Annotated in this window: 19 protein-coding genes and 1 pseudogene; 12 read left to right on the top strand and 8 right to left on the bottom strand. The window is 71.3% G+C overall.

What is annotated here, in order from left to right:
* Window positions 1-32 precede the first annotated feature (32 nt).
* The 5 genes from R2K23_RS14575 to R2K23_RS14555 are packed head-to-tail and all read left to right on the top strand — an operon-like array spanning window position 33 to window position 4,904.
* Complete coding sequence (locus R2K23_RS14575; RefSeq protein WP_316510317.1) at window positions 33-401, top strand: YraN family protein; 369 nt, start codon at window positions 33-35, stop codon at window positions 399-401.
* Window positions 401-1,912, top strand: a complete 1,512-nt coding sequence (locus R2K23_RS14570; protein WP_316510316.1) for a YifB family Mg chelatase-like AAA ATPase — start codon at window positions 401-403, stop codon at window positions 1,910-1,912. The genes R2K23_RS14575 and R2K23_RS14570 overlap by 1 nt, the downstream gene beginning before the upstream one ends.
* Complete coding sequence (gene dprA, locus R2K23_RS14565) at window positions 1,909-3,069, top strand: DNA-processing protein DprA (protein ID WP_316510315.1); 1,161 nt, start codon at window positions 1,909-1,911, stop codon at window positions 3,067-3,069. Before R2K23_RS14570 ends, dprA begins: the two co-directional genes overlap by 4 nt.
* Before the next feature lie 55 nt (window positions 3,070-3,124).
* Window positions 3,125-3,985, top strand: coding sequence for a siderophore-interacting protein (locus R2K23_RS14560; RefSeq protein ID WP_316510314.1), 861 nt, complete (start codon window positions 3,125-3,127; stop codon window positions 3,983-3,985).
* 4 nt (window positions 3,986-3,989) lie between these two features.
* Window positions 3,990-4,904 carry a tyrosine recombinase XerC gene (locus tag R2K23_RS14555; RefSeq protein ID WP_316510313.1) on the top strand — a complete coding sequence of 305 codons (915 nt, stop codon included), beginning with the start codon at window positions 3,990-3,992 and terminating at the stop codon, window positions 4,902-4,904.
* Here R2K23_RS14555 and R2K23_RS14550 read toward each other — a convergent pair.
* The gene (locus R2K23_RS14550; RefSeq protein WP_316510312.1) at window positions 4,883-5,413 is read right to left on the bottom strand and encodes a M23 family metallopeptidase; all 531 of its coding nucleotides are present in this window, start codon (window positions 5,411-5,413) and stop codon (window positions 4,883-4,885) included. The genes R2K23_RS14555 and R2K23_RS14550 overlap by 22 nt on opposite strands.
* Window positions 5,414-5,702: 289 nt before the next feature.
* Here R2K23_RS14550 and rpsB point away from each other — a divergent pair, with 289 nt between their 5' ends.
* From rpsB to R2K23_RS14535, 3 genes and pseudogenes are all read left to right on the top strand, one after another.
* The gene (gene rpsB / locus R2K23_RS14545; protein WP_316510311.1) at window positions 5,703-6,539 is read left to right on the top strand and encodes a 30S ribosomal protein S2; all 837 of its coding nucleotides are present in this window, start codon (window positions 5,703-5,705) and stop codon (window positions 6,537-6,539) included.
* Window positions 6,540-6,560: 21 nt separating this feature from the next.
* Window positions 6,561-7,382, top strand: a complete 822-nt coding sequence (tsf, locus tag R2K23_RS14540; protein WP_316510309.1) for a translation elongation factor Ts — start codon at window positions 6,561-6,563, stop codon at window positions 7,380-7,382.
* A 95-nt stretch (window positions 7,383-7,477) separates the two neighbouring features.
* Window positions 7,478-8,607 (top strand): annotated as a pseudogene (locus tag R2K23_RS14535) (amidase family protein).
* Here the strand turns inward: R2K23_RS14535 and R2K23_RS14530 are convergent.
* Genes R2K23_RS14530 through R2K23_RS14510 form a run of 5 tightly spaced genes read right to left on the bottom strand, consistent with a single transcriptional unit; the run spans window position 8,595 to window position 13,431 of the window.
* Complete coding sequence (locus R2K23_RS14530; protein ID WP_316510308.1) at window positions 8,595-9,230, bottom strand: ABC transporter ATP-binding protein; 636 nt, start codon at window positions 9,228-9,230, stop codon at window positions 8,595-8,597. The pseudogene R2K23_RS14535 and the gene R2K23_RS14530 sit on opposite strands and share 13 nt — an antisense overlap.
* Window positions 9,227-9,994, bottom strand: a complete 768-nt coding sequence (locus R2K23_RS14525) for an ATP-binding cassette domain-containing protein (protein WP_316510307.1) — start codon at window positions 9,992-9,994, stop codon at window positions 9,227-9,229. Before R2K23_RS14525 ends, R2K23_RS14530 begins: the two co-directional genes overlap by 4 nt.
* Window position 9,995: 1 nt before the next feature.
* Entirely contained in the window at window positions 9,996-10,847 is an 852-nt protein-coding gene (locus tag R2K23_RS14520) for an ABC transporter permease (protein WP_316510306.1), read from the bottom strand.
* On the bottom strand, window positions 10,844-11,890 hold the full coding sequence (locus R2K23_RS14515; protein ID WP_396892046.1) for an ABC transporter permease: 1,047 nt from the start codon (window positions 11,888-11,890) through the stop codon (window positions 10,844-10,846). The genes R2K23_RS14520 and R2K23_RS14515 overlap by 4 nt, the downstream gene beginning before the upstream one ends.
* Window positions 11,860-13,431, bottom strand: a complete 1,572-nt coding sequence (locus R2K23_RS14510) for an ABC transporter substrate-binding protein (RefSeq protein WP_316510305.1) — start codon at window positions 13,429-13,431, stop codon at window positions 11,860-11,862. Before R2K23_RS14510 ends, R2K23_RS14515 begins: the two co-directional genes overlap by 31 nt.
* A gap of 186 nt (window positions 13,432-13,617) precedes the next feature.
* On the opposite strand from R2K23_RS14510, the gene pyrH reads away from it, so the two are divergent.
* The 4 genes from pyrH to rlmN are packed head-to-tail and all read left to right on the top strand — an operon-like array spanning window position 13,618 to window position 16,963.
* Complete coding sequence (gene pyrH / locus R2K23_RS14505; protein WP_316510304.1) at window positions 13,618-14,346, top strand: UMP kinase; 729 nt, start codon at window positions 13,618-13,620, stop codon at window positions 14,344-14,346.
* A 49-nt stretch (window positions 14,347-14,395) separates the two neighbouring features.
* Window positions 14,396-14,953: a ribosome recycling factor gene (frr, locus tag R2K23_RS14500; RefSeq protein ID WP_316510303.1), complete on the top strand. Its 558-nt coding sequence runs from the start codon at window positions 14,396-14,398 to the stop codon at window positions 14,951-14,953.
* A 29-nt stretch (window positions 14,954-14,982) separates the two neighbouring features.
* A complete protein-coding gene (locus R2K23_RS14495; RefSeq protein ID WP_396893603.1) occupies window positions 14,983-15,840 on the top strand; it encodes a phosphatidate cytidylyltransferase in 858 nt (285 codons plus the stop codon).
* Between the two features lie 28 nt (window positions 15,841-15,868).
* Window positions 15,869-16,963: a dual-specificity RNA methyltransferase RlmN gene (gene rlmN / locus R2K23_RS14490; protein WP_316510302.1), complete on the top strand. Its 1,095-nt coding sequence runs from the start codon at window positions 15,869-15,871 to the stop codon at window positions 16,961-16,963.
* A gap of 10 nt (window positions 16,964-16,973) precedes the next feature.
* On the opposite strand, the gene R2K23_RS14485 is transcribed toward rlmN, so the two are convergent.
* Together R2K23_RS14485 and R2K23_RS14480 are read right to left on the bottom strand one after the other, a co-directional pair.
* On the bottom strand, window positions 16,974-17,228 hold the full coding sequence (locus tag R2K23_RS14485) for a DUF2631 domain-containing protein (RefSeq protein ID WP_316510301.1): 255 nt from the start codon (window positions 17,226-17,228) through the stop codon (window positions 16,974-16,976).
* 35 nt (window positions 17,229-17,263) lie between these two features.
* Window positions 17,264-18,607, bottom strand: a complete 1,344-nt coding sequence (locus tag R2K23_RS14480) for a cryptochrome/photolyase family protein (RefSeq protein WP_316510300.1) — start codon at window positions 18,605-18,607, stop codon at window positions 17,264-17,266.
* Window positions 18,608-18,609: the final 2 nt, after the last annotated feature.

The raw sequence follows: 18,609 nt of genomic DNA, 5'->3' as shown, positions 1-18,609 counted from the left end.
CGATGTCGGGTGCTGCGCCCAACCTGGGTGTCATGACGACGTGGACACGGGCGCAGGTGGGGGCACTGGGGGAACAGCGGGCCGTCGAGCATCTGCAGGGACTCGGCCTGCGGATCCTGGCGCGTAACTGGCGGTGCCGCTGGGGTGAACTCGATGTCATCGCCCTCGAGAGCGATTCCGACACAGTGGTTTTCGTGGAGGTCAAGACCCGCACCGGCGACGGATACGGCGGGCTGGCCGAGGCGGTGCCGCCGGACAAGGTGCGACGGCTGCGCCGGCTGGCCGGAGTGTGGCTGGCGGGCCAGGACCGCCGCTACGCCGGGTTGCGCATCGACGTCATCGGGGTCCGGATCGGGCGGCGCCGCGATCCGGAAATCAGCCACCTGCAGGGGGTGGCGTGATGGCGCTGGGGCGCGCGTACTCGGTGGCGGTCAACGGCCTGGCCGGCGAGTTGGTGGAGATCGAGGCCGACATCACCTCCGGACTTCCCGGCGTGCACCTGGTGGGCTTGCCGGACACCGCCGTGCAGGAGGCCCGCGACCGCGTCCGATCGGCGGTCACCAACAGCGGCAACCAGTGGCCGATGTCGCGGCTGACGCTGGCCTTGTCGCCGGCGACGCTGCCGAAGATGGGCAGCGTCTACGACATCGCCCTGGCGAGCGCGGTGCTGTCGGCCACCCGCAAGAAGTCGTGGCCGCACCTGGACCGCACCATCCTGCTCGGTGAGCTGGCCCTGGACGGGCGGGTCCGGCCGGTGCGCGGCGTGCTGCCGGCGGTGCTGGCCGCCCGGCGCGAGGAGTGGCCGGCGGTGGTGGTGCCACTGGCGAACCTGCCCGAGGCCAGTCTGGTGGACGGCATCGAGGTGCTCGGCGTGCGGTCGCTGCGCCAGTTGCAGGCCTGGCTGTCCGGCAAGGGGCGCCTGGCCGAGCGGGTGACCGTGGGCAGCGCGGAGCACGAGGCCGAGGCCGACCTGACCGATGTGGTGGGGCAGACCCAGGCGCGCTACGCCGTCGAGGTGGCCGCCGCCGGCGGCCACAATCTGATTCTCACCGGTCCGCCGGGGATCGGCAAAACGATGCTCGCGCAACGACTTCCGGGACTGCTGCCGCCGCTGTCCGCCGACGAGGCCCTCGAGGTGACCGCCATCCATTCGGTGTCCGGGCTGCTCTCGGAGGAGACACCGCTGATCACCCGCCCGCCGTTCGTGGCTCCGCACCACACCTCCACCGTGGCCGCGCTCGTCGGCGGCGGCGTGGGCTATGCGCGTCCCGGAGCGGTCAGCCACGCCCATCGCGGGGTGCTGTTCCTCGACGAATGCGCGGAGATCGGGGTCAGCGTCATGGAGGCGCTGCGGACCCCGATGGAAGAAGGGGAGATCCGACTGGCGCGGCGTGACGGCGTGGCCCGGTACCCGGCGCGGTTCCAGCTGGTGCTGGCGGCGAATCTGTGTCCCTGCGCCCCCGCTGATCCGCAGGAGTGCATCTGTCCCGGCGCGGTGCGGCGGCGCTACCTGGGTAAGTTGTCGGGGCCCCTGCTCGACCGGGTCGACCTGCGGGTGCAGATGCAACCGGTGCGCTCCGGCGCACTCGGCGAGGAGGCCGGCGAGACCTCCGAGGCGGTACGCGCCCGGGTGGCCGCCGCCCGCGAGGCGGCCGCACAGCGCTGGAGTGTCGTCGGGGTGCGGACCAACGCCGAGGTGCCGGGGCCGGTGCTGCGGCGCGGATTCCGGCCGAGCCGCGCCGCCATGGCGCCGCTGCGCAGCGCCCTGGACCGCGGGATGCTCAGCGTTCGCGGGGCCGACCGCACGCTGCGGGTGGCGTGGTCGCTGTGCGACCTCGCCGGTCGCACCTCGCCCGGCATCGAGGACATCTCGACGGCGCTGGGCTTTCGGCAGGCGGGCGTGGTCCGATGATCGCCGAAGAGCAGCGGGCCTGGGCGTATCTGTCCCGGGTGACCGAGCCGCCGTGCCCACAGCTGGGTGCGTTGGTGGACGAATGCGGTCCGGTGCGGGCGGCCGAGCTGGTGCGCCGCGGGGAGGTGCCCGACAGGCTGCGGGACGTGACAGCGGCGCGGCGCGACCTCGACTGTGCGGCAGCCGATCTCGAGCTGTTGGCGCGCCGGGGCGGACGGCTGATCACCGCCGACGACGAAGAGTGGCCGCAATTGGCCTTCACCGGGTTCGGCGCGACGGCGATGCGCGACCGGCCCCGTGGCAGCGTGCCGCTGGTGCTGTGGGCGGTGGGCCCGGCGCGCCTCGACGAGGTCGCGTGGCGGTCGGCGGCCATCGTCGGGACCCGGGCCGCGACTTCCTACGGCGAGCATGTGGCCTCCGATTGGGCCGCCGCTCTGGTGGAGCGCGAGGTGGCCGTGGTCTCCGGCGGGGCGTACGGCATCGACGGTGCCGCGCACCGCGCCGCGTTGGCCGGGTCCGGCACCACGGTCGCGGTGCTGGCCGGCGGGATCGACGTGCTCTACCCGGCGGGGCATTCGGCGCTGCTGCACCGCATCGCCACCTCCGGTCTGCTGGTGTCGGAGTACCCACCGGGGGTGCGCCCGGCCCGGCACCGGTTCCTCACCCGAAATCGACTGGTGGCGGCGATTTCTGGTGCGACGGTAGTGGTGGAGGCGGGACTGCGCAGCGGTGCGGCCAACACCGCGGCCTGGGCGGCGGCGATGGGGCGGGTGGTGTGTGCGGTGCCGGGGCCGGTGACCTCGACGGCCTCGGCGGGCTGCCACCAGTTGCTGCGCCGCGGCGCCGAACTGGTGACCCGCCCGCAGGAGGTGTTGGAGATCGTCGGGCGGATGGGTGAATTGGCCGACGACCCGCAGCATCCGGTGTCCCCGCTGGACGACCTGTCCGACGTCGAGCGCACGGTGTACGAGGCGCTGCCCGGCCGCGGCGGGGCCACCTTGGGGCAGATCGCGGTGGCCGCCGCGATGCCCGCCCAGCAGGTCCTGGGACCGCTGACCATGCTGGAGATCGCCGGGCTGATCGAACAGCGCGACGGCCAGTGGCGGATCGCGCGTCTCCAACGCAAGCCCACTTCCGGCGCGGATCGCTCCGTATAGTCGGCAACGTCGGGCAAAAACAGCAGCAGTCAGGCAATTTCAGCAGGAGGAAAACGTGGCAGGCCGTCCTTTGCACACCTTCGAGGTGGTGCGCACCGAGTGGATCACACCCCATATGGTGCGGGTGGTCCTGGGCGGTAAGGGATTTGATGCCTTCACCCCGAAGGACTTCACCGATTCGTACCTGAAGATCGCGTTCGTGCCGGCCGATGTCGACGTGGCCGCCCTCGACGGGCCGCTGACGCTGGACAGTTTCGGTCCCGATCAGCGTCCGGTGGTCCGCACCTACACCGTCCGCCGGGTCGACCCGGTGGCCCGCGAGCTGACCATCGACTTCGTGGTGCACGGCGAGCGTGGCGTGGCCGGGCCGTGGGCGGCGGCGGCCAAACCCGGTGACGTCCTCTACGTGACCGATCCCAACGGGGCGTTCGCCCCCGATCCGGCCGCAGACTGGTACCTGTTCGCCGGCGACGAGGCCGCGTTGCCGGCCATCAGCACCGCGCTGGAGGCGCTGCCGTCCGACGCCGTCGGCTACGCCTTCATCGAGGTGGCCGACCAGGACGACGAACTGGAACTCAGCGCGCCAGAGGGCGTGACGGTCACGTGGGTGTACCGCGGCGGCCGGGCGGACCTGGTGTCCGACGAAAAGGCCGGCGACAACGCGCCGCTGATCGACGCGGTCAAGAGCGCGTCGTGGCTGCCCGGGCAGGCCCAGGTGTTCATCCACGGCGAGGCGCAGGCCGTGATGCACAACCTGCGGCCCTACATCCGCAAGGAACGGGAGGTCCCGGCGAAGTGGGCGTCCTCGATCTCCGGTTATTGGCGGCGCGGCCGCACGGAGGAGACCTTCCGGCAATGGAAACGTGAACTCGCCGAGGCCGAAGCGGCCCAACCCGCCGGGGATCTGCCACGGTAGGTACATGTCCGCGGGCTTCGAGACGGTGTTGGGGGAGTTCGCCGAGTACCTCGCGTTGGAGAAGGGCCGCTCGGCGCACACCCAGCGGGCCTATCTGGGCGACCTGCGCTCGCTGTTCGACTTCCTCGAAGCCAACGCGCCGCGGCCGGAACTGTCGGCGCTGACGCTGCCGCTGCTGCGCTCCTGGCTCGCCGCGCAGGCCGGCGCGGGGGCCGCGCGCACCACCCTGGGCCGGCGCACCTCGGCGGTCAAGGCCTTCACCGCCTGGGCGACCCGACGCGGCCTGCTGGCCACCGACCCCGCGGCGCGCCTGCAGACCCCCAAGGCCCGCCGCACCCTGCCGGCGGTACTGCGCCAGGACCAGGCCATCGACGCGATGGCTGCCGCCAAATCTGGTGCACAACAAGGAGATCCGATCGCGCTGCGGGATCGGCTGATGGTTGAGCTGCTGTATGCCACCGGCATCCGGGTCAGCGAATTGTGCGGGCTGGACGTCGACGACGTCGACGCCGACCGCCGGCTGGCCCGGGTGCTCGGCAAGGGCAACAGGGAACGCACCGTGCCGTTCGGCGAACCGGCCGCCGCGGCGCTGGGCGCGTGGCTGGCCGACGGTCGCCCAGCCATCGCCACGCGGGAGTCCGGGCCGGCGCTGCTGCTCGGGGCCCGCGGCCGCCGCATCGATCCCCGTCAGGTCCGCACGGTGGTGCACGACACCGTCGGTGCGGTGCCCGGTGCCCCCGACCTGGGTCCGCACGGGCTGCGGCACAGCGCGGCCACCCATCTGCTGGAGGGCGGCGCCGACCTGCGCATCGTGCAGGAGCTGCTCGGGCATTCGTCGCTGGCGACCACCCAGCTCTACACCCATGTCAGCGTGGCGCGCCTGCGCGCGGTCCACGATCAGGCGCACCCGCGGGCCTGACAGCCGGCCAGCGGCTTGAGCCGCATCCGCGTGCCCGCCAGCAGGTCGCGTGGATCGACGTAGTCCGCGCGGGCGGCCGCGCCCCACATTGCGCCCCAGTGCAGGCAGGCCGTCCCGGGGCAGCCTGGATGGCCGAGTTGCAGCGTGCCGATCGGAGTGCCCGCATCCACCCGCTCACCCACCCGTACGGCGGCGGTCACCGGCTCGTAGCTGGTCCGCAGGCCGCCGGGATGGGCCAGCGAGATCACCGGGCGGCCGGCCAGCATGCCGGCGAAGACCACCCGGGCCGGACCCGCGGCGTAGACAGGCTGATCGACCCGGCCGGCGAGGTCGACCCCGCGGTGGCCGCGGTGCCAGTTCGGTTCCGGCGCGTCGAAGCCGCGCAGCACCGCCGGTACGGGGCGCAGCGGCCAGGACAGCCGCGGCCACTGGGCCTGCGCCGCCCCCACGCCCCCCAGGACGGCGAGAATCGCCATGAGCACCGCGGCACCCGCCGCCATCCGCCGCATGTCCGCAGTTCAGCGCGTTCGGCGCGAATCGGCCAGTCCCGAGGGCCCGGGTTGTGGACCGCGGCCGCGCTGTGGACGAAGCACCCCTGCGCACGGTGTAAACTCACTTCCTGCAGCTCGCTTGCGCGGGCTGACTTCGCGCGTCTGCACAACGGGTTTGTTGTTTTGAGCCCGTGCCTGCATGCCGGGCGGTCCCGCTCCCGAGCGGGTCCGGCATCAAAGCGGTCGCCAGGGTCCGGCTCACCCGATGCCGGACGACAACCGATATCTAGAAGGACACGGGCACACTATGGCTGTCGTAACCATGAAACAGCTGCTTGACAGCGGCACCCACTTCGGGCATCAGACCCGCCGGTGGAACCCCAAGATGAAGCGGTTCATCTTCACCGACCGCAACGGCATCTACATCATCGACCTGCAGCAGACGCTGACCTACATCGATCAGGCGTACGAGTTCGTCAAGGAAACCGTCGCCCACGGTGGGTCCGTGCTGTTCGTCGGTACCAAGAAGCAGGCCCAGGAGTCGATCGCCGCGGAGGCGACCCGCGTCGGCATGCCCTATGTCAACCAGCGCTGGCTGGGCGGCATGCTCACCAACTTCTCCACCGTGCACAAGCGGCTGCAGCGGCTCAAGGAACTCGAGTCGATGGAGCAGACCGGTGGCTTCGAGGGTCGCACCAAGAAGGAAATCTTGATGCTGACCCGCGAGAAGAACAAGCTCGAGCGCAGCCTCGGCGGTATCCGGGACATGCAGAAGGTGCCGTCGGCGATCTGGGTCGTCGACACCAACAAGGAGCACCTCGCCGTCAGCGAGGCCATCAAGCTGGGCATCCCGGTCATCGCGATCCTGGACACCAACTGCGACCCCGACCAGGTGGACTACCCGATCCCGGGTAACGACGACGCGATCCGCTCGGCGGCTCTGCTGACCAAGGTCATCGCCTCCGCGGTGGCCGAGGGCCTGCAGGCGCGCGCGGGCGCCGGCTCCGGTGACGGCAAGCCGGAAGCCGCCGGCGAGCCGCTGGCCGAATGGGAGCAGGAGCTGCTCGCCTCGGCCACCACGGGTGCCGCCGACGGCGCTGCCGCGCCGGCGACCCCCACCGAAACCCCCACCGACGCTTCGTAATTTCTTCAGGAGAAGGCGTACATGGCTAACTACACCGCTGCCGACGTCAAGCGACTTCGGGAGCTGACCGGCGCTGGCATGCTCGACTGCAAGAACGCGCTGGCCGAGAGCGACGGCGATTTCGACAAGGCCGTCGAGGTACTGCGCATCAAGGGCGCCAAGGACGTCGGCAAGCGCGCTGAGCGCGCGACCGCCGAGGGCCTCGTCGCCGCCAAGGACGGCGCGCTGATCGAGCTGAACTCGGAGACCGACTTCGTCGCGAAGAACGCCGAGTTCCAGGAATTGGCCGCCAAGATCGTCGACGCGGCGGTGGCCAGCAAGGCCGCCGACGTGGAAACGCTGAAGGCCGCGACGATCTCGGACGGCAAGACCGTCGAGCAGGCCGTCGCCGACCTGTCGGCCAAGATCGGCGAGAAGCTCGAGCTGCGTCGTGCGGTCTACTTCGACGGCACGGTCGAGACCTACCTGCACAAGCGGTCCGCGGATCTGCCGCCGGCCGTGGGCGTGCTGGTCGAGTACACCGGTGCCGACGGCGCCGAGGCCGCGCACACCGCCGCGCTGCAGATCGCGGCGCTCAAGGCGCGTTACCTCACCCGTGAGGACGTCCCCGAGGACATCGTCGCCAGCGAGCGGCGCATCGCCGAGGAGACCGCCAAGGCCGAAGGCAAGCCGGAGCAGGCGCTGCCCAAGATCGTCGAGGGTCGCGTCAACGGCTTCTACAAGGACGCCGTGCTGCTCGAGCAGCCGTCGGTGTCCGACAACAAGAAGACCGTCAAGGCCCTGCTGGACGAGGCCGGCGTGACCATCACCCGGTTCGTCCGCTTCGAGGTCGGCCAGGCCTGAGACCTGAGCGGCGCACCAACCGCTCACCTGTAAAACCCCGCGCCACGCCGGCGACCCCGGCGGCGCGGGGTTTTGCCTCTTGCTAGCGTCGGGCGATGACTCACGTGCATGCCTTCGGCGACGACGCGTTGGGCGATCTGGACGCGGTGGCCGTCGCCGAGGCGATCCGCGCGGGCACCATCTCCCGGGCCGAGGCGCTCGAGGCGGCGATCGACCGCAACGAGCGGGTGAATCCCGCGTTGAATGCGTTGGCGCTGGAATGCTTTGGGCGCGCACGCGATCGCGCCGCGCTGCCGTTCGGGGGCTTCTTCGACGGGGTGCCGTCAGCGATCAAGGACAACTCGGATGTCGCGGGTCTGCCGACGATGAAGGGCAGCGACGCGTGGCAACCGTTCCCCGCCGCGCGGTCGGCTGCCGCTCGAGGCCGAGCACGCCGAGATGCCGATCCGGATCGTCGCCAACGGGGTGCTGACGCGTTCGGTGCGCGACACCGCCGCGTTCTACCGGGAGGCCGAGCGCGCCTGGTGCAACCGCAAGCTGCCCGCGATCGGTGACATCACCGGAGGTGTCCGGCAGCGGCTGCGGGTGGCGGTGACCACCCGGTCGATCCGGCGGGAGAGCGCGCCGGAGGTGCGGGAGGCGACGCTCAAAACGGCGGCCCTGCTGGAGGCGCTCGGGCACCACGTCGAACCCCTCGAGGAACTACCGGTGCGGGCCGTCCTTCGTCGACGATTTCGTGCTGTACTGGGCGCTGCTGGCGATGGCGCTGGTGCGCGGCGGCCGCAAGCGGTTCGGCGCCTCCTTCGACCGGTCCCGGCTGGACAATCTGTCGCTGGGGCTGGACCGCCACGCCGGCCGCAACCTGCACCGGATGCCGGCCGCCATCGCCCGGCTGGCCACCACCCGCCGCAGCCTGGCCGCCCGGACCCGGCGCTACGACGTCGTGCTGATGCCGACGCTGGCCCACGAGACGCCGCCGGTCGGCCATCTGGATCCGACCGCGGACTACCAGCGGATCCTGGACCGCCTGATCGACTGGGTGGCGTTCACCCCGCTGCACAACATCACCGGCGACCCGGCCATCTCACTGCCGCTCGCGCGGTCGAGCACCGGCCTGCCGATCGGCATGATGTTCAGCGCGCCGGCGGGTCGGGAGAGCCGACTGCTGGAACTGGCCTTCGAGCTGGAGGCCGCCGCCCCGTTCGCGCGGATTCAGGACGGCTGAACCGCGACCGGATCAGGGGCCGTGAGGTCCAGCACGCGGTCGGCCAGCGCGGTGATCAGGGTCTGGGTATGACTGACCAGCACGACGGCCGCCTGCTCGGCAAGCTCCGCCAACAGCCGCGAGATGTCCTCGGCGGCAATGGGATCCAGCATCGCGGTCGGCTCGTCGCAGAGCAGATAGCGGGGGCGCTGCAGCAGCGCCCGGCCGATGCAGGCGCGCTGCAACTGACCGTCGCTGACCTGTGCCGGATAGCGGTCGAGCAACTCGGCGCCGAGGCCGACCCGCCGCGCCGCCTCGACGGACCCGGCGGTGTCCTCGCCGCGAATCCGGGCCGGTTCGGTGAGGATTCGCTGCAGCGTCCAGCGGGGATTGCACACCTGCCGCGGATGCTGGGCGAGCAGGGCCACCGCGCCGGGTTCCGGGGTGGACTCGCCCGCGTAGCTGACGGTGCCGGCATCGGGGCGCTGCAGGCCGGCGAGCACGCGGACCAGGGTGGTCTTCCCGCAGCCCGACGGGCCGCGAACGCCAAGGGTCTGTCCCGGGCGGACGGTGACGCTGACGTCGCGCAGGACCGGGCGACCGCCGTAGCTCACCGAAACGTGCTCGGCCTGCAGCGTGCTCAAATCAATGCTCCGGCGAAGAAGCGGCTCACGTAATCGTCGGTGCTGACGGCCATTTCGGCGATCGGCGCCCGCCGGATGACGGTGCCGGCCCGCATCAGGGCGATGTCGTCGCACACCTGTGCCGCCAGCAGCGCGGGCAGGTCGTGGGTGATGACCAGCACGGCGACGCCCGCGGCGGCCACGTCGGCGAGCAGTCGCCACACCAGCGCGGCGTTGTCGGGATCCAGCGCCGAGGTCGGCTCGTCGGCGATCAACAACTCGGGGCGCCCGGCCAGGGCCGCGGCGATCGCCGCCCGCTGCGCCATCCCGCCGGACAGTTCGTGCGGGTACAGCCCGGCACTGGACGCCGGAAGATGCGCGGCGGCGAGGAGTTCCGCCGCGGTGCGGTCGGACCCGAGGCGGCGGCACACCTGATCGAGTTGACGGCCGACGGTACTGACCGGGGTGAACGAGGTCGCGGGGGACTGGGGGACCAGCCCGATGCGGTGCCCGCGCAGCGGCCGCCAATGCCGCTCACCGGCATGGGTGAGGTCGGCGCCGTCGAACACCACCCGGCCGCGCACCCGCGACCCCGGCGGCAGCAGGCCGCACAGGGCCGCGGCCACCAGCGATTTACCGCAACCCGATTCGCCGATCAGCGCGGTCACCGAGCCCGCGGCGACGGTCAGTTCGACGTCGCGCAGCGGTCGTACGCAGTCGGCGTTGCGGCCCGGGCGGGTCGCGATGTCCACGGTGAGCTGTTCCAGTGCCGCTACGGCGCCCATATCACCACACCTGTCCGGTCGGCGGAGAATTACGTTGCCGCAGTGAGACTCCCGCGGCCGAGAAGGTCAGTGCGGTCACGATCAGCGCGGCCGCCGGGAACACCAACGTCCACCAGGCGCCGGTCAGGACGTCGCCGCGGGCCTGCCCCAGCAGCGTGCCCAGGCTGGCCCGCTCGGGGGAGAGTCCCACGCCGAGGAAGGACAGCGTCGACTCGTGCCAGACCGCGTGCGGCAGCAGCATCACCATGGCCACCAACCCCTGGCCGGCCACCGCGGGCAGCAGGTGCTGACGGGCGACGAACCAGCGCGATGCCCCGGCCAGCCGCGAGGTCTGCACCCATCCCGCGTCGGTGACCGCCAGCAGTTCGGCGCGCACCACCCGGGCCACCGTCGGCCAGTGGGTCAGCGCGATCGAGGCGATGATCGCCAGCGGGGCGCCGCGCCACATCGCGGCGATCACGATGCCGAGCACCAGGTGCGGCAGCGCGTTGAAGCCGTCCACCAGGCGCATCACCACCGCGTCCAGCCAGCCCCCGACCAGCGCGGCGGCGGTGCCGATCAGCGCTCCGAGCACCGTTGCGACCACCGCGCACACCGCCGCGATCAACAGCGAGATCTGCAGGCCCTGCGCGCAGCGCACCAGCAGGTCATGCCCGAAATGGTCGGTACCCAGCGGGTTCTGCGCGCTCGGTGGGCGCAGCGCGGCGGCGAAGTCGGCGCCCTGCTCGCCGGCGATCGCCGGGATCGTCACCGCGGCCAGCACGATCAGCGCCAACAGGCCCAGCGGCCAGCCGATACTCAGGCGACGAGGCCGGCGGCGGGGCGGCGCGGGGCTGAGGGGTTCGAGGATCATGCGCGCATCTCGATTCGGGGGTCCAGGGCCACCGCGGCGGCATCGGAGAGCGCGGAGCCCAGCAGCACCGCCAGCGCCGCCCCCACCGTCAGCGCCGCCATCAGTGGGAAGTCCAGCGCGGCAGCCGAATCCACCAGCACCGCAGCCAGGCCGGGCCAGCCGAATACGGTCTCGACGATGGCGGCCCCCGCGATCAACTCGGGCAGCCGGGTCCCCAGCAGCGCCAACGCGGGCAGCACCGAGACCGGGGCGATGTGGGACCGCAGCAGGGGCCAGCCGTGCACCCCGCGGGCGCGCGCCGCGCGCACCGCATCCGAGGCGCAGGCCTCGACGACGGCGGTGCGGGTGCTCAGCAGCAGCCACGGGATCTGTGACAGGACCAACGCGATCAGCGGCAACAATCCGTAGGTCGCCAGCCCGCCGACGGTGTACTGGCCGCCGGGCGGGCGCGCCCCGGAGGTGGGCAGCCAGTGCAGGCCGACTGCGAACACCGTCACCAGCGCCAGCGACACCACGAACGGCGGCACCGCGGCGAAGGTGACGGCGAACGCCGTGCACAGCTTGTCGACGACGCCCCGACGCATCCCGGCCAGGCACCCCAGCCCGATGGCCAGCGCGGCGGCGATGACCAGCGCGGTCCCGGACAGTACGAACGTGAACGGCATGCGTTCGAGCAGCACCGTGCTGACCGCCTGGGACTGCGTCGAGGACCAGCCGAGGTCGCCGCGCGCCACCCCGCCGAGCCACTGCCACCACGCCTGCCACCAGGGCTGGTCGACGTCGTAGGCGACGCGCATGGCCTCGCGCTGCGACGGCGTGGCCGTCTGGTAGCGGTCCCCCAGGTAGGCGACCAGCGGGTCGAAGGGGGACAGCGAGGCCACCGCGAACATTGCCAGCGACACGGCCAGGGTCACCGGGAGGGCGATGACCGAGCGGACCGCGAGCAGCCGCCCCGCCGCGCCGAGTCGCTCACCGCGTCGGGTGGCGACGCGGTCCTCGATCGTGACCGCGGTCAACGCGTCCACGCGCTCAGGTGCCACCACGGGCCCCACGAGACTCCATGCGAGTGCGGTTCGAGAATGGGTGCGCTCTGGTTCCAACCGAGGTCGCGGTAGCCGTAGGTGTGGTCCAGGAAGGTCAGGAAGACGCTGGTGGGCCGGGCCACGTAGGTGGCCTGGATCTGCCGGTACAGCTCGTCCTTGGCGGCGCCGTCGGGCAACTGCCGCGCCTGGTCGAGCAGGTCGTCGAGACCGGGCGCGGTGAAGTTCCCCGGGTTCGAGTACGGCGAGGAGTCCGGTACCCGGGTGTGCAGGGTGTCGTAGACCTGGGCGTCGATGCTGTACGGGGTCGACCCGCCGCCGAGCAGGACCGCGGAGTCCTCGAAGCTGGTGTCGATCTCGTCCCAGCTGGTGCCCCGGGTCTGCACGGCGATGCCCAGCGGTTTGACCGCGGCCGCGAACGCCACTGCCAGGTCTCGCCGCAACGTGTCGGCCGCGTTGTAGAGCAACTCGAATTCGGCTCGGGCGCCGTCCTTTTCGCGAATCCCGTCCGGACCGGGCCGCCAGCCGGCCGTGTCCAGCAGTTCGCCGGCGCGCTCGGGGTCGAAGTCGAAGGTCGCCTGCGGGTTGTAGGCCGCGCCGTACACGTCGGCCACCGGCGTGTGGGCCGGGCGTCCGTAGCCGGCCACCACGTCGCGGATCAGCGCGGCGCGGTCGATGCCGACGTTCATCGCCAGGCGGGCCTGCGGGTCCGCCGTGAACGCGTTGCCGGCCGGGAACGACACCGCGCGCCAGTCGGCCGACTTGACCGCGACGGTCTTGACGTCGTCGTTGAGCGAGTCGATCAGTTTGGGCGGCAGGTTGACGCCGTCGACCTCGCCGGCGCTGATCCGCTGCGCGCGCGCGTTGTCGTCGGGGGTGTGGACGTAGACGATCCGGGCCACCTGCGCCCGCTGCCCCCAGTAGTCGTCGCGGGCCACCAGCACGGCCTGATCGGGACGCAGGCTTTCCAGCACGTAGGGCCCGGTGCCGACCGGTGCGGTGTTCAGGGCCCAATCCGCGGCGGGCTTGGCTTCGACCTTCTCCGAGGGCACGATCCCGGCCAGCAGGTAGGGCTCGGGGTTGGCGTCGGTGTGCATCGTCACGATGACCGCGTCCGGCCCGTCGGCCGCCACCTGCGCGACCGCGGCGACGTTGGTGGAGATCTCGGAGGCCACCGCGGGGTCCTTCAACGCCGCGTAGGTCGCCACGACGTCGGCCGAGTCGAAGGGGGTGCCGTCGGAGAAGGTGACGTCGCTGCGCAGCGGCAGCCGCCACCGGCGCGGGCCCACCTGCTCGGGTGCCTCGGCGGCCAGTGCGGGCACCAGGTCGGGGATGCGGTCGTCGTTGTCGGCGGCCGGGCGCAGCAGCCCCTCGTAAAGCGGGGAGACACCCTGTTCGCCGTAGCCGTTGACCGGGTTGTAGGCGCCCAGGTCGTAGCCCTCGGCCAGCACGATCTGGTCGGCCGGGGGTTCGCCGGCGCCCGCGCAGCCCGCCGCGAGCAGGGCGGCGGTCGCCGCGAGGATCCCCAGGGTGCGACGTGGCATGCCGGCCTTCCGTTCATCTGTTCAGGTAGACAGAGGATGTTACCGGTGGGCGCGCCGATCACACGCGGACGCCCCGCGGCCGATTCCGCGCCGGCGATGAGGCAGGATGGTCGACAGCTGTCCTGGCCCGGCCTGGGACGGCACTTCCATGCCAGGACTTGCATTTAGCCAGATGGGGGGCCGACGATGACCGACGCCGCAGAAATCCGCCCCAAGTACTCGCGAGTCCTGCTCAAGCTGGGCGGCGAGATGTTCGGCGGCGGCGCCGTCGGCCTCGATCCCGACGTGGTGGCCCAGGTGGCCCGCCAGATCGCCGAGGTGGTCCGCAGCGGCGCGCAGGTCGCGGTGGTGATCGGCGGCGGCAATTTCTTCCGCGGCGCCCAGTTGCAGCAGCGCGGCATGGAGCGGACCCGTTCGGATTACATGGGCATGCTCGGCACCGTGATGAACAGCCTTGCGCTGCAGGACTTTCTGCAGAAGGAAGGCATCGACACCCGGGTGCAGACCGCGATCACGATGGGTCAGGTCGCCGAGCCCTACCTTCCGCTGCGCGCCGTGCGGCACCTGGAGAAGGGGCGCGTGGTGATCTTCGGCGCCGGTATGGGGCTGCCGTACTTCTCCACCGACACCACCGCGGCGCAGCGCGCCCTGGAGATCGGCGCCGAGGTGGTGCTGATGGCCAAGGCCGTCGACGGCGTGTACACCGATGACCCCAGGAAGAATCCGGACGCCGAACTGCTGACCGCGATCTCCCACCGCGAGGTGATCGACCGCGGTCTGGGTGTGGCCGATGCCACGGCGTTTTCGCTGTGCATGGACAATGGCATGCCGATCCTGGTGTTCAACCTGCTCACCGATGGCAATATTGCTCGGGCCGTCGCGGGTGAGAAGATCGGAACACTGGTCACCACCTGACCCGGCCGGCGGGCAGGGGCGAACACGAAGCGACGGGAGAAGATCGCGCATGATCGACGAGGCACTCTTCGACGCCGAGGAGAAGATGGAAAAGGCCGTGACGGTGGCCCGTGACGACCTGGCGTCCATCCGTACCGGTCGCGCCAACCCCGGCATGTTCGCCCGCATCAACATCGAGTACTACGGCTCGATGACGCCGATCACCCAGCTGTCGAGCATCAATGTCCCCGAGGCCCGCATGGTGGTGATCAAGCCCTACGAGGCCAACCAGCTGCGCAACATCGAGGACGCCATCCGCAACTCGGACCTGGGTGTGAACCCCACCAACGACGGCAACGTGATCCGGGTGGCCATCCCGCAGCTCACCGAGGAACGCCGCCGCGAGCTGGTCAAGCAGGCCAAGGCCAAGGGCGAGGACGCCAAGGTCGCGGTCCGCAACATCCGTCGCAAGGCGATGGAGGAGCTGGCGCGCATCAAGAAGGACGGCGACGCCGGCGAGGACGAGGTGACCCGCGCCGAGAAGGATCTCGACAAGACCACCCACAACTACACCAGCCAGATCGACGACCTGGTCAAGCACAAGGAAGGTGAGTTGCTCGAGGTGTGAGCACCTCGGCAATCGCGCACGTGGCAGAGATCGAAACCGGCCAGACCTCCGACGGGCCGCCCCCCAAGACGTCCCGGGCCGGACGCAATCTTCCGGCGGCCATCGCCGTCGGCGTCCTGCTCGGCGCCTCGCTGATCGCGATCCTGCTGTTCGCGCCCTTCGTCTGGATCCCGGTGGTAGCGGTGGCGATCGCGATCGCCACGCACGAGGTGGTCCGCCGGTTGCGCGACGGCGGCTACTCGATCCCGGTGCTGCCGCTGCTGGTCGGCGGTCAGGCGATGATCTGGCTGACCTGGCCGTTCGGCGCGGCCGGCGCGCTGGGCGCGTTCGGCGGCACCGCCCTGGTGTGCCTGGTGTGGCGGCTGCTGTCCCAGGGCCTCAAGACCGCCCCGCAGAACTATCTGCGCGACGTGGCGGTGACCATCTTCCTGGCGGCCTGGATTCCGCTGTGCGGCGCGTTCGGCGTGCTGCTGATCTATCCCGGCGACGGCTGGGCGCGGGTCTTCTGCCTGCTGCTGCCGGTGGTGTTCTCCGACATCGGCGGCTACACGGCCGGCGTGCTGTTCGGCAAGCACACCATGGTGCCGGCGATCAGCCCGAAGAAGTCGTGGGAAGGGTTCGCCGGGTCGCTGGTGTTCGGCACCGGAGTCGCGGTGTTCGCGGTCGCCGTCCTGCTGGACAAGCCGGCCTGGGTCGGTATCCCGCTGGGCATCATGCTGGTGGTCACCGGCACGCTCGGGGACCTGGTGGAGTCCCAGGTGAAGCGCGATCTGGGGATCAAGGACATGGGCACATTGCTGCCCGGGCACGGCGGCATCATGGACCGCATCGACTCGATCCTGCCGTCGGCGGTGGCCACCTGGATCGTGCTGTCGCTGTTGGCCTGATCCGGCCGGCCCGGGGGATACTGCAGGAATGAAGCAGCAACTGGTCTTCGAGGCGCCGCGGCGGGCCAAGCCCCCGCGGCATTTCGCCGACCTCGACGACGGGGCGCGGGCCGCGGCCGTGGCCGAACTGGGCCTGCCCGCCTTTCGGGCCAAACAGCTGGCCAACCAGTACTACGGGCGGCTGGTCGGCGAGCCGCGGCTGATGACCGACCTGCCCGCCGCGCTGCGCGACCAGGTGGGCGAGGCGCTGTTTCCGAACCTGCTCACTGCGCTGCGCGAGATCGCCTGCGACGCCGGCGAGACCAAGAAGACCCTGTGGCGCGCGGCCGACGGCACCACCTTCGAGTCGGTGCTCATGCGCTATCCGGGGCGCAACACGGTGTGTATCTCCTCACAGGCGGGGTGCGGGATGGCCTGCCCGTTCTGCGCCACCGGACAGGGTGGACTAACCCGCAACCTGTCGACCGCCGAGATCGTCGAGCAGGTGCGGCGGGCCGCGGCGACCATGCGCGACGACTTCGGGGGGCGGCTGTCGAACATCGTGTTCATGGGCATGGGGGAGCCGCTGGCCAACTACAACCGGGTGCTGGCGGCGGTCCGCCGCATCATCGAGGCGCCGCCGCAGGGGTTCGGGATCTCGGCGCGCTCGGTGACGGTCTCGACCGTCGGGCTGGCGCCGGCGATCCGGCGGTTGGCCGACGAGCGCCTGGGTGTGACGCTGGCCCTGTCCCTGCACGCCCCCGACGACGAGCTGCGCGACACGCTGGTGCCGGTCAACAACCGGTGGGCCATCGCGGAGACGCTGGACGCCGCGCGGTACTACGCCGACGTGACCGGTCGCCGGGTGTCGGTGGAATATGCGCTGATCCGGGATGTGAACGATCAGCCGTGGCGCGCGGATCTGTTGGGCAAGAAGCTGCACGCGGCGTTCGGGCCGCTGGTGCACGTCAATCTCATCCCGCTCAACCCGACGCCGGGTAGCGAGTGGGACGCCAGTCCCAAACCGGTGGAGCGGGAGTTCGTCCGGCGGGTTCGCGCGCACGGCGTGTCCTGCACCGTCCGGGACACCCGCGGCCGCGAGATCGCCGCCGCGTGCGGGCAGTTGGCCGCCGACGGCGGCTAGCGAGTCGCGGTCAGCGCAGCCAGCCGCGCTTGCGGCCGATCATGTCGCGCACGGTGATCACCAACACCGCCAGCGCGAAGCAGACCACGAAGATGTTCTCGACGTTGCCGGGGTGCGCGCCGCGCAGCGTCCCGAGCAGGAAGATCACCATCACGAAACCGGCGATGTGCCAGTTGCGGTAGTTGACCCGGCTCCAACCCCACTTGGCCGACGGCACGTCGGCGGGATCGACGTCCTCGTAGCGCTCCACTTCAGTGCTGACCATGGGTGCCATTCTGGCATACCCGGTGCGGGCCCAACTCAGCTGATCGCCCCATGGCGGCGCAACGCTTCCCGGCGCTCCTCGCCGTGGTCGACGATGGGCCCGGGATAGTCCGCGGTGTCCACCTCGGGCACCCACCGCCGCACGTACTCGCCGGTGGGGTCGAACTTCTTGCGTTGGGTCTCGGGGTTGAAGACCCGGAAGTACGGCGAGGCGTCGGTGCCGCTGCCGGCGGCCCACTGCCACCCGTGCTGATTGCTGGCCACGTCGCCGTCGAGCAGCTGGTCCAGGAACCAGCGCGCCCCCCACTGCCAGGGCAGGTGCAGGTCCTTGACCAGGAACGAGGCGGTGAGCATCCGCACCCGGTTGTGCATGAACCCGGTCTGGCGAAGCTGTCGCATGCCCGCGTCGACGAGGGGGAAGCCGGTGCGGCCCTCCCGCCAGGCCTCGAAGGCCCGCTCGGCGGCCGCGTCCCGGTCGACCTCGATGGCGTCGAACGCGGGGTTGAAGTTCCACCAGGCGCTGCGCGGCCACTGCGCCAGCACCGCGGCGTAGAAGTCCCGGAAGGCCAGCTCGCGCAGATAGGCCTGCGGACCCGAGGCCGAACCGGTGAGGTCGGCGGCCAGCGTCCGCGGGTGGATGTTGCCGAAATGCAGGTAGGCCGACATCCGGCTGGTCGCGTCGAGGTCGGGGCGGTCGCGGTGCTCGGCGTAGTCGCCCAGGTGATCCTCGACGAAGCGCGCCCACCGTTGCTCGGCGGCCAGTTCGCCGGCGGGGATCTCCAGACAGACCCCGGGATCGGGGATGTCGTGGTTCTGCTCGCCGACGGCGGCGGGGTCGATCCACCGCGCACTGTCGGCGTCCGAGCGGGCAGGCGCGCGCCAGCCGTGCTCGCGCCAGCGCCGGTGATACGGCGTGAACACCTGATAGGCGCTGCCGTCGGGCTTGGTCACCCGGCCGGGTGACACCAGGTACGGCGAGCCGGTCTCCTGCAACGGGATGTCGCCCAGCGCCTCGCGCACGGCGCGGTCGCGGCGCACGCCGAACGGCGTGTAGTCGGCCGTGATGTGGACCGACTCCGCGCCGATGGCCTTGGCCAGCAGTGGGATTCGGCTCTGGGCGCGGCCGCGGGTGATCAGCAGCCGGCCGTCCAGGCGGTCACGCAGTTCGGTCAGGGAGTCGTGAAGGAACTGCCGCCGTCGGGCCCCGGCGGTAGCCAGCAGTCGTGGCTCCAGGACGAAACAGGCCAAGACCTCGGCGTCGTCATCCGCGGCGGCCAGCAGCGCCGGGTGGTCGAAGAGTCGCAGGTCGCGGCGCAACCACAGCAAGCGAGCCGGTGGGGAAATGTCGGCCGTGCTGCCGTGATTGCGCCGCGACGTCATCC

This window comes from Mycolicibacterium sp. MU0050 (assembly GCF_963378085.1).
In the GTDB taxonomy this organism is placed as follows: Bacteria; Actinomycetota; Actinomycetes; order Mycobacteriales; family Mycobacteriaceae; genus Mycobacterium; species Mycobacterium wendilense.
This window is presented reverse-complemented; position numbering and strand designations above follow the sequence as displayed.

What these genes read in the sequence shown, in the direction of transcription:
- R2K23_RS14575 (WP_316510317.1), top strand. Translation starts at nt 33, where the DNA reads ATGACGACGTGGACACGGGCGCAGGTGGGGGCACTGGGGGAACAGCGG.
- R2K23_RS14570 (WP_316510316.1), top strand. Translation starts at nt 401, where the DNA reads ATGGCGCTGGGGCGCGCGTACTCGGTGGCGGTCAACGGCCTGGCCGGC.
- dprA (WP_316510315.1), top strand. Translation starts at nt 1,909, where the DNA reads ATGATCGCCGAAGAGCAGCGGGCCTGGGCGTATCTGTCCCGGGTGACC.
- R2K23_RS14555 (WP_316510313.1), top strand. Translation starts at nt 3,990, where the DNA reads ATGTCCGCGGGCTTCGAGACGGTGTTGGGGGAGTTCGCCGAGTACCTC.
- R2K23_RS14550 (WP_316510312.1), bottom strand. Translation starts at nt 5,413, where the DNA reads ATGCGGCGGATGGCGGCGGGTGCCGCGGTGCTCATGGCGATTCTCGCC.
- rpsB (WP_316510311.1), top strand. Translation starts at nt 5,703, where the DNA reads ATGGCTGTCGTAACCATGAAACAGCTGCTTGACAGCGGCACCCACTTC.
- tsf (WP_316510309.1), top strand. Translation starts at nt 6,561, where the DNA reads ATGGCTAACTACACCGCTGCCGACGTCAAGCGACTTCGGGAGCTGACC.
- R2K23_RS14525 (WP_316510307.1), bottom strand. Translation starts at nt 9,994, where the DNA reads ATGGGCGCCGTAGCGGCACTGGAACAGCTCACCGTGGACATCGCGACC.
- R2K23_RS14520 (WP_316510306.1), bottom strand. Translation starts at nt 10,847, where the DNA reads ATGATCCTCGAACCCCTCAGCCCCGCGCCGCCCCGCCGCCGGCCTCGT.
- R2K23_RS14510 (WP_316510305.1), bottom strand. Translation starts at nt 13,431, where the DNA reads ATGCCACGTCGCACCCTGGGGATCCTCGCGGCGACCGCCGCCCTGCTC.
- pyrH (WP_316510304.1), top strand. Translation starts at nt 13,618, where the DNA reads ATGACCGACGCCGCAGAAATCCGCCCCAAGTACTCGCGAGTCCTGCTC.
- frr (WP_316510303.1), top strand. Translation starts at nt 14,396, where the DNA reads ATGATCGACGAGGCACTCTTCGACGCCGAGGAGAAGATGGAAAAGGCC.
- rlmN (WP_316510302.1), top strand. Translation starts at nt 15,869, where the DNA reads ATGAAGCAGCAACTGGTCTTCGAGGCGCCGCGGCGGGCCAAGCCCCCG.
- R2K23_RS14485 (WP_316510301.1), bottom strand. Translation starts at nt 17,228, where the DNA reads ATGGTCAGCACTGAAGTGGAGCGCTACGAGGACGTCGATCCCGCCGAC.
- R2K23_RS14480 (WP_316510300.1), bottom strand. Translation starts at nt 18,607, where the DNA reads ATGACGTCGCGGCGCAATCACGGCAGCACGGCCGACATTTCCCCACCG.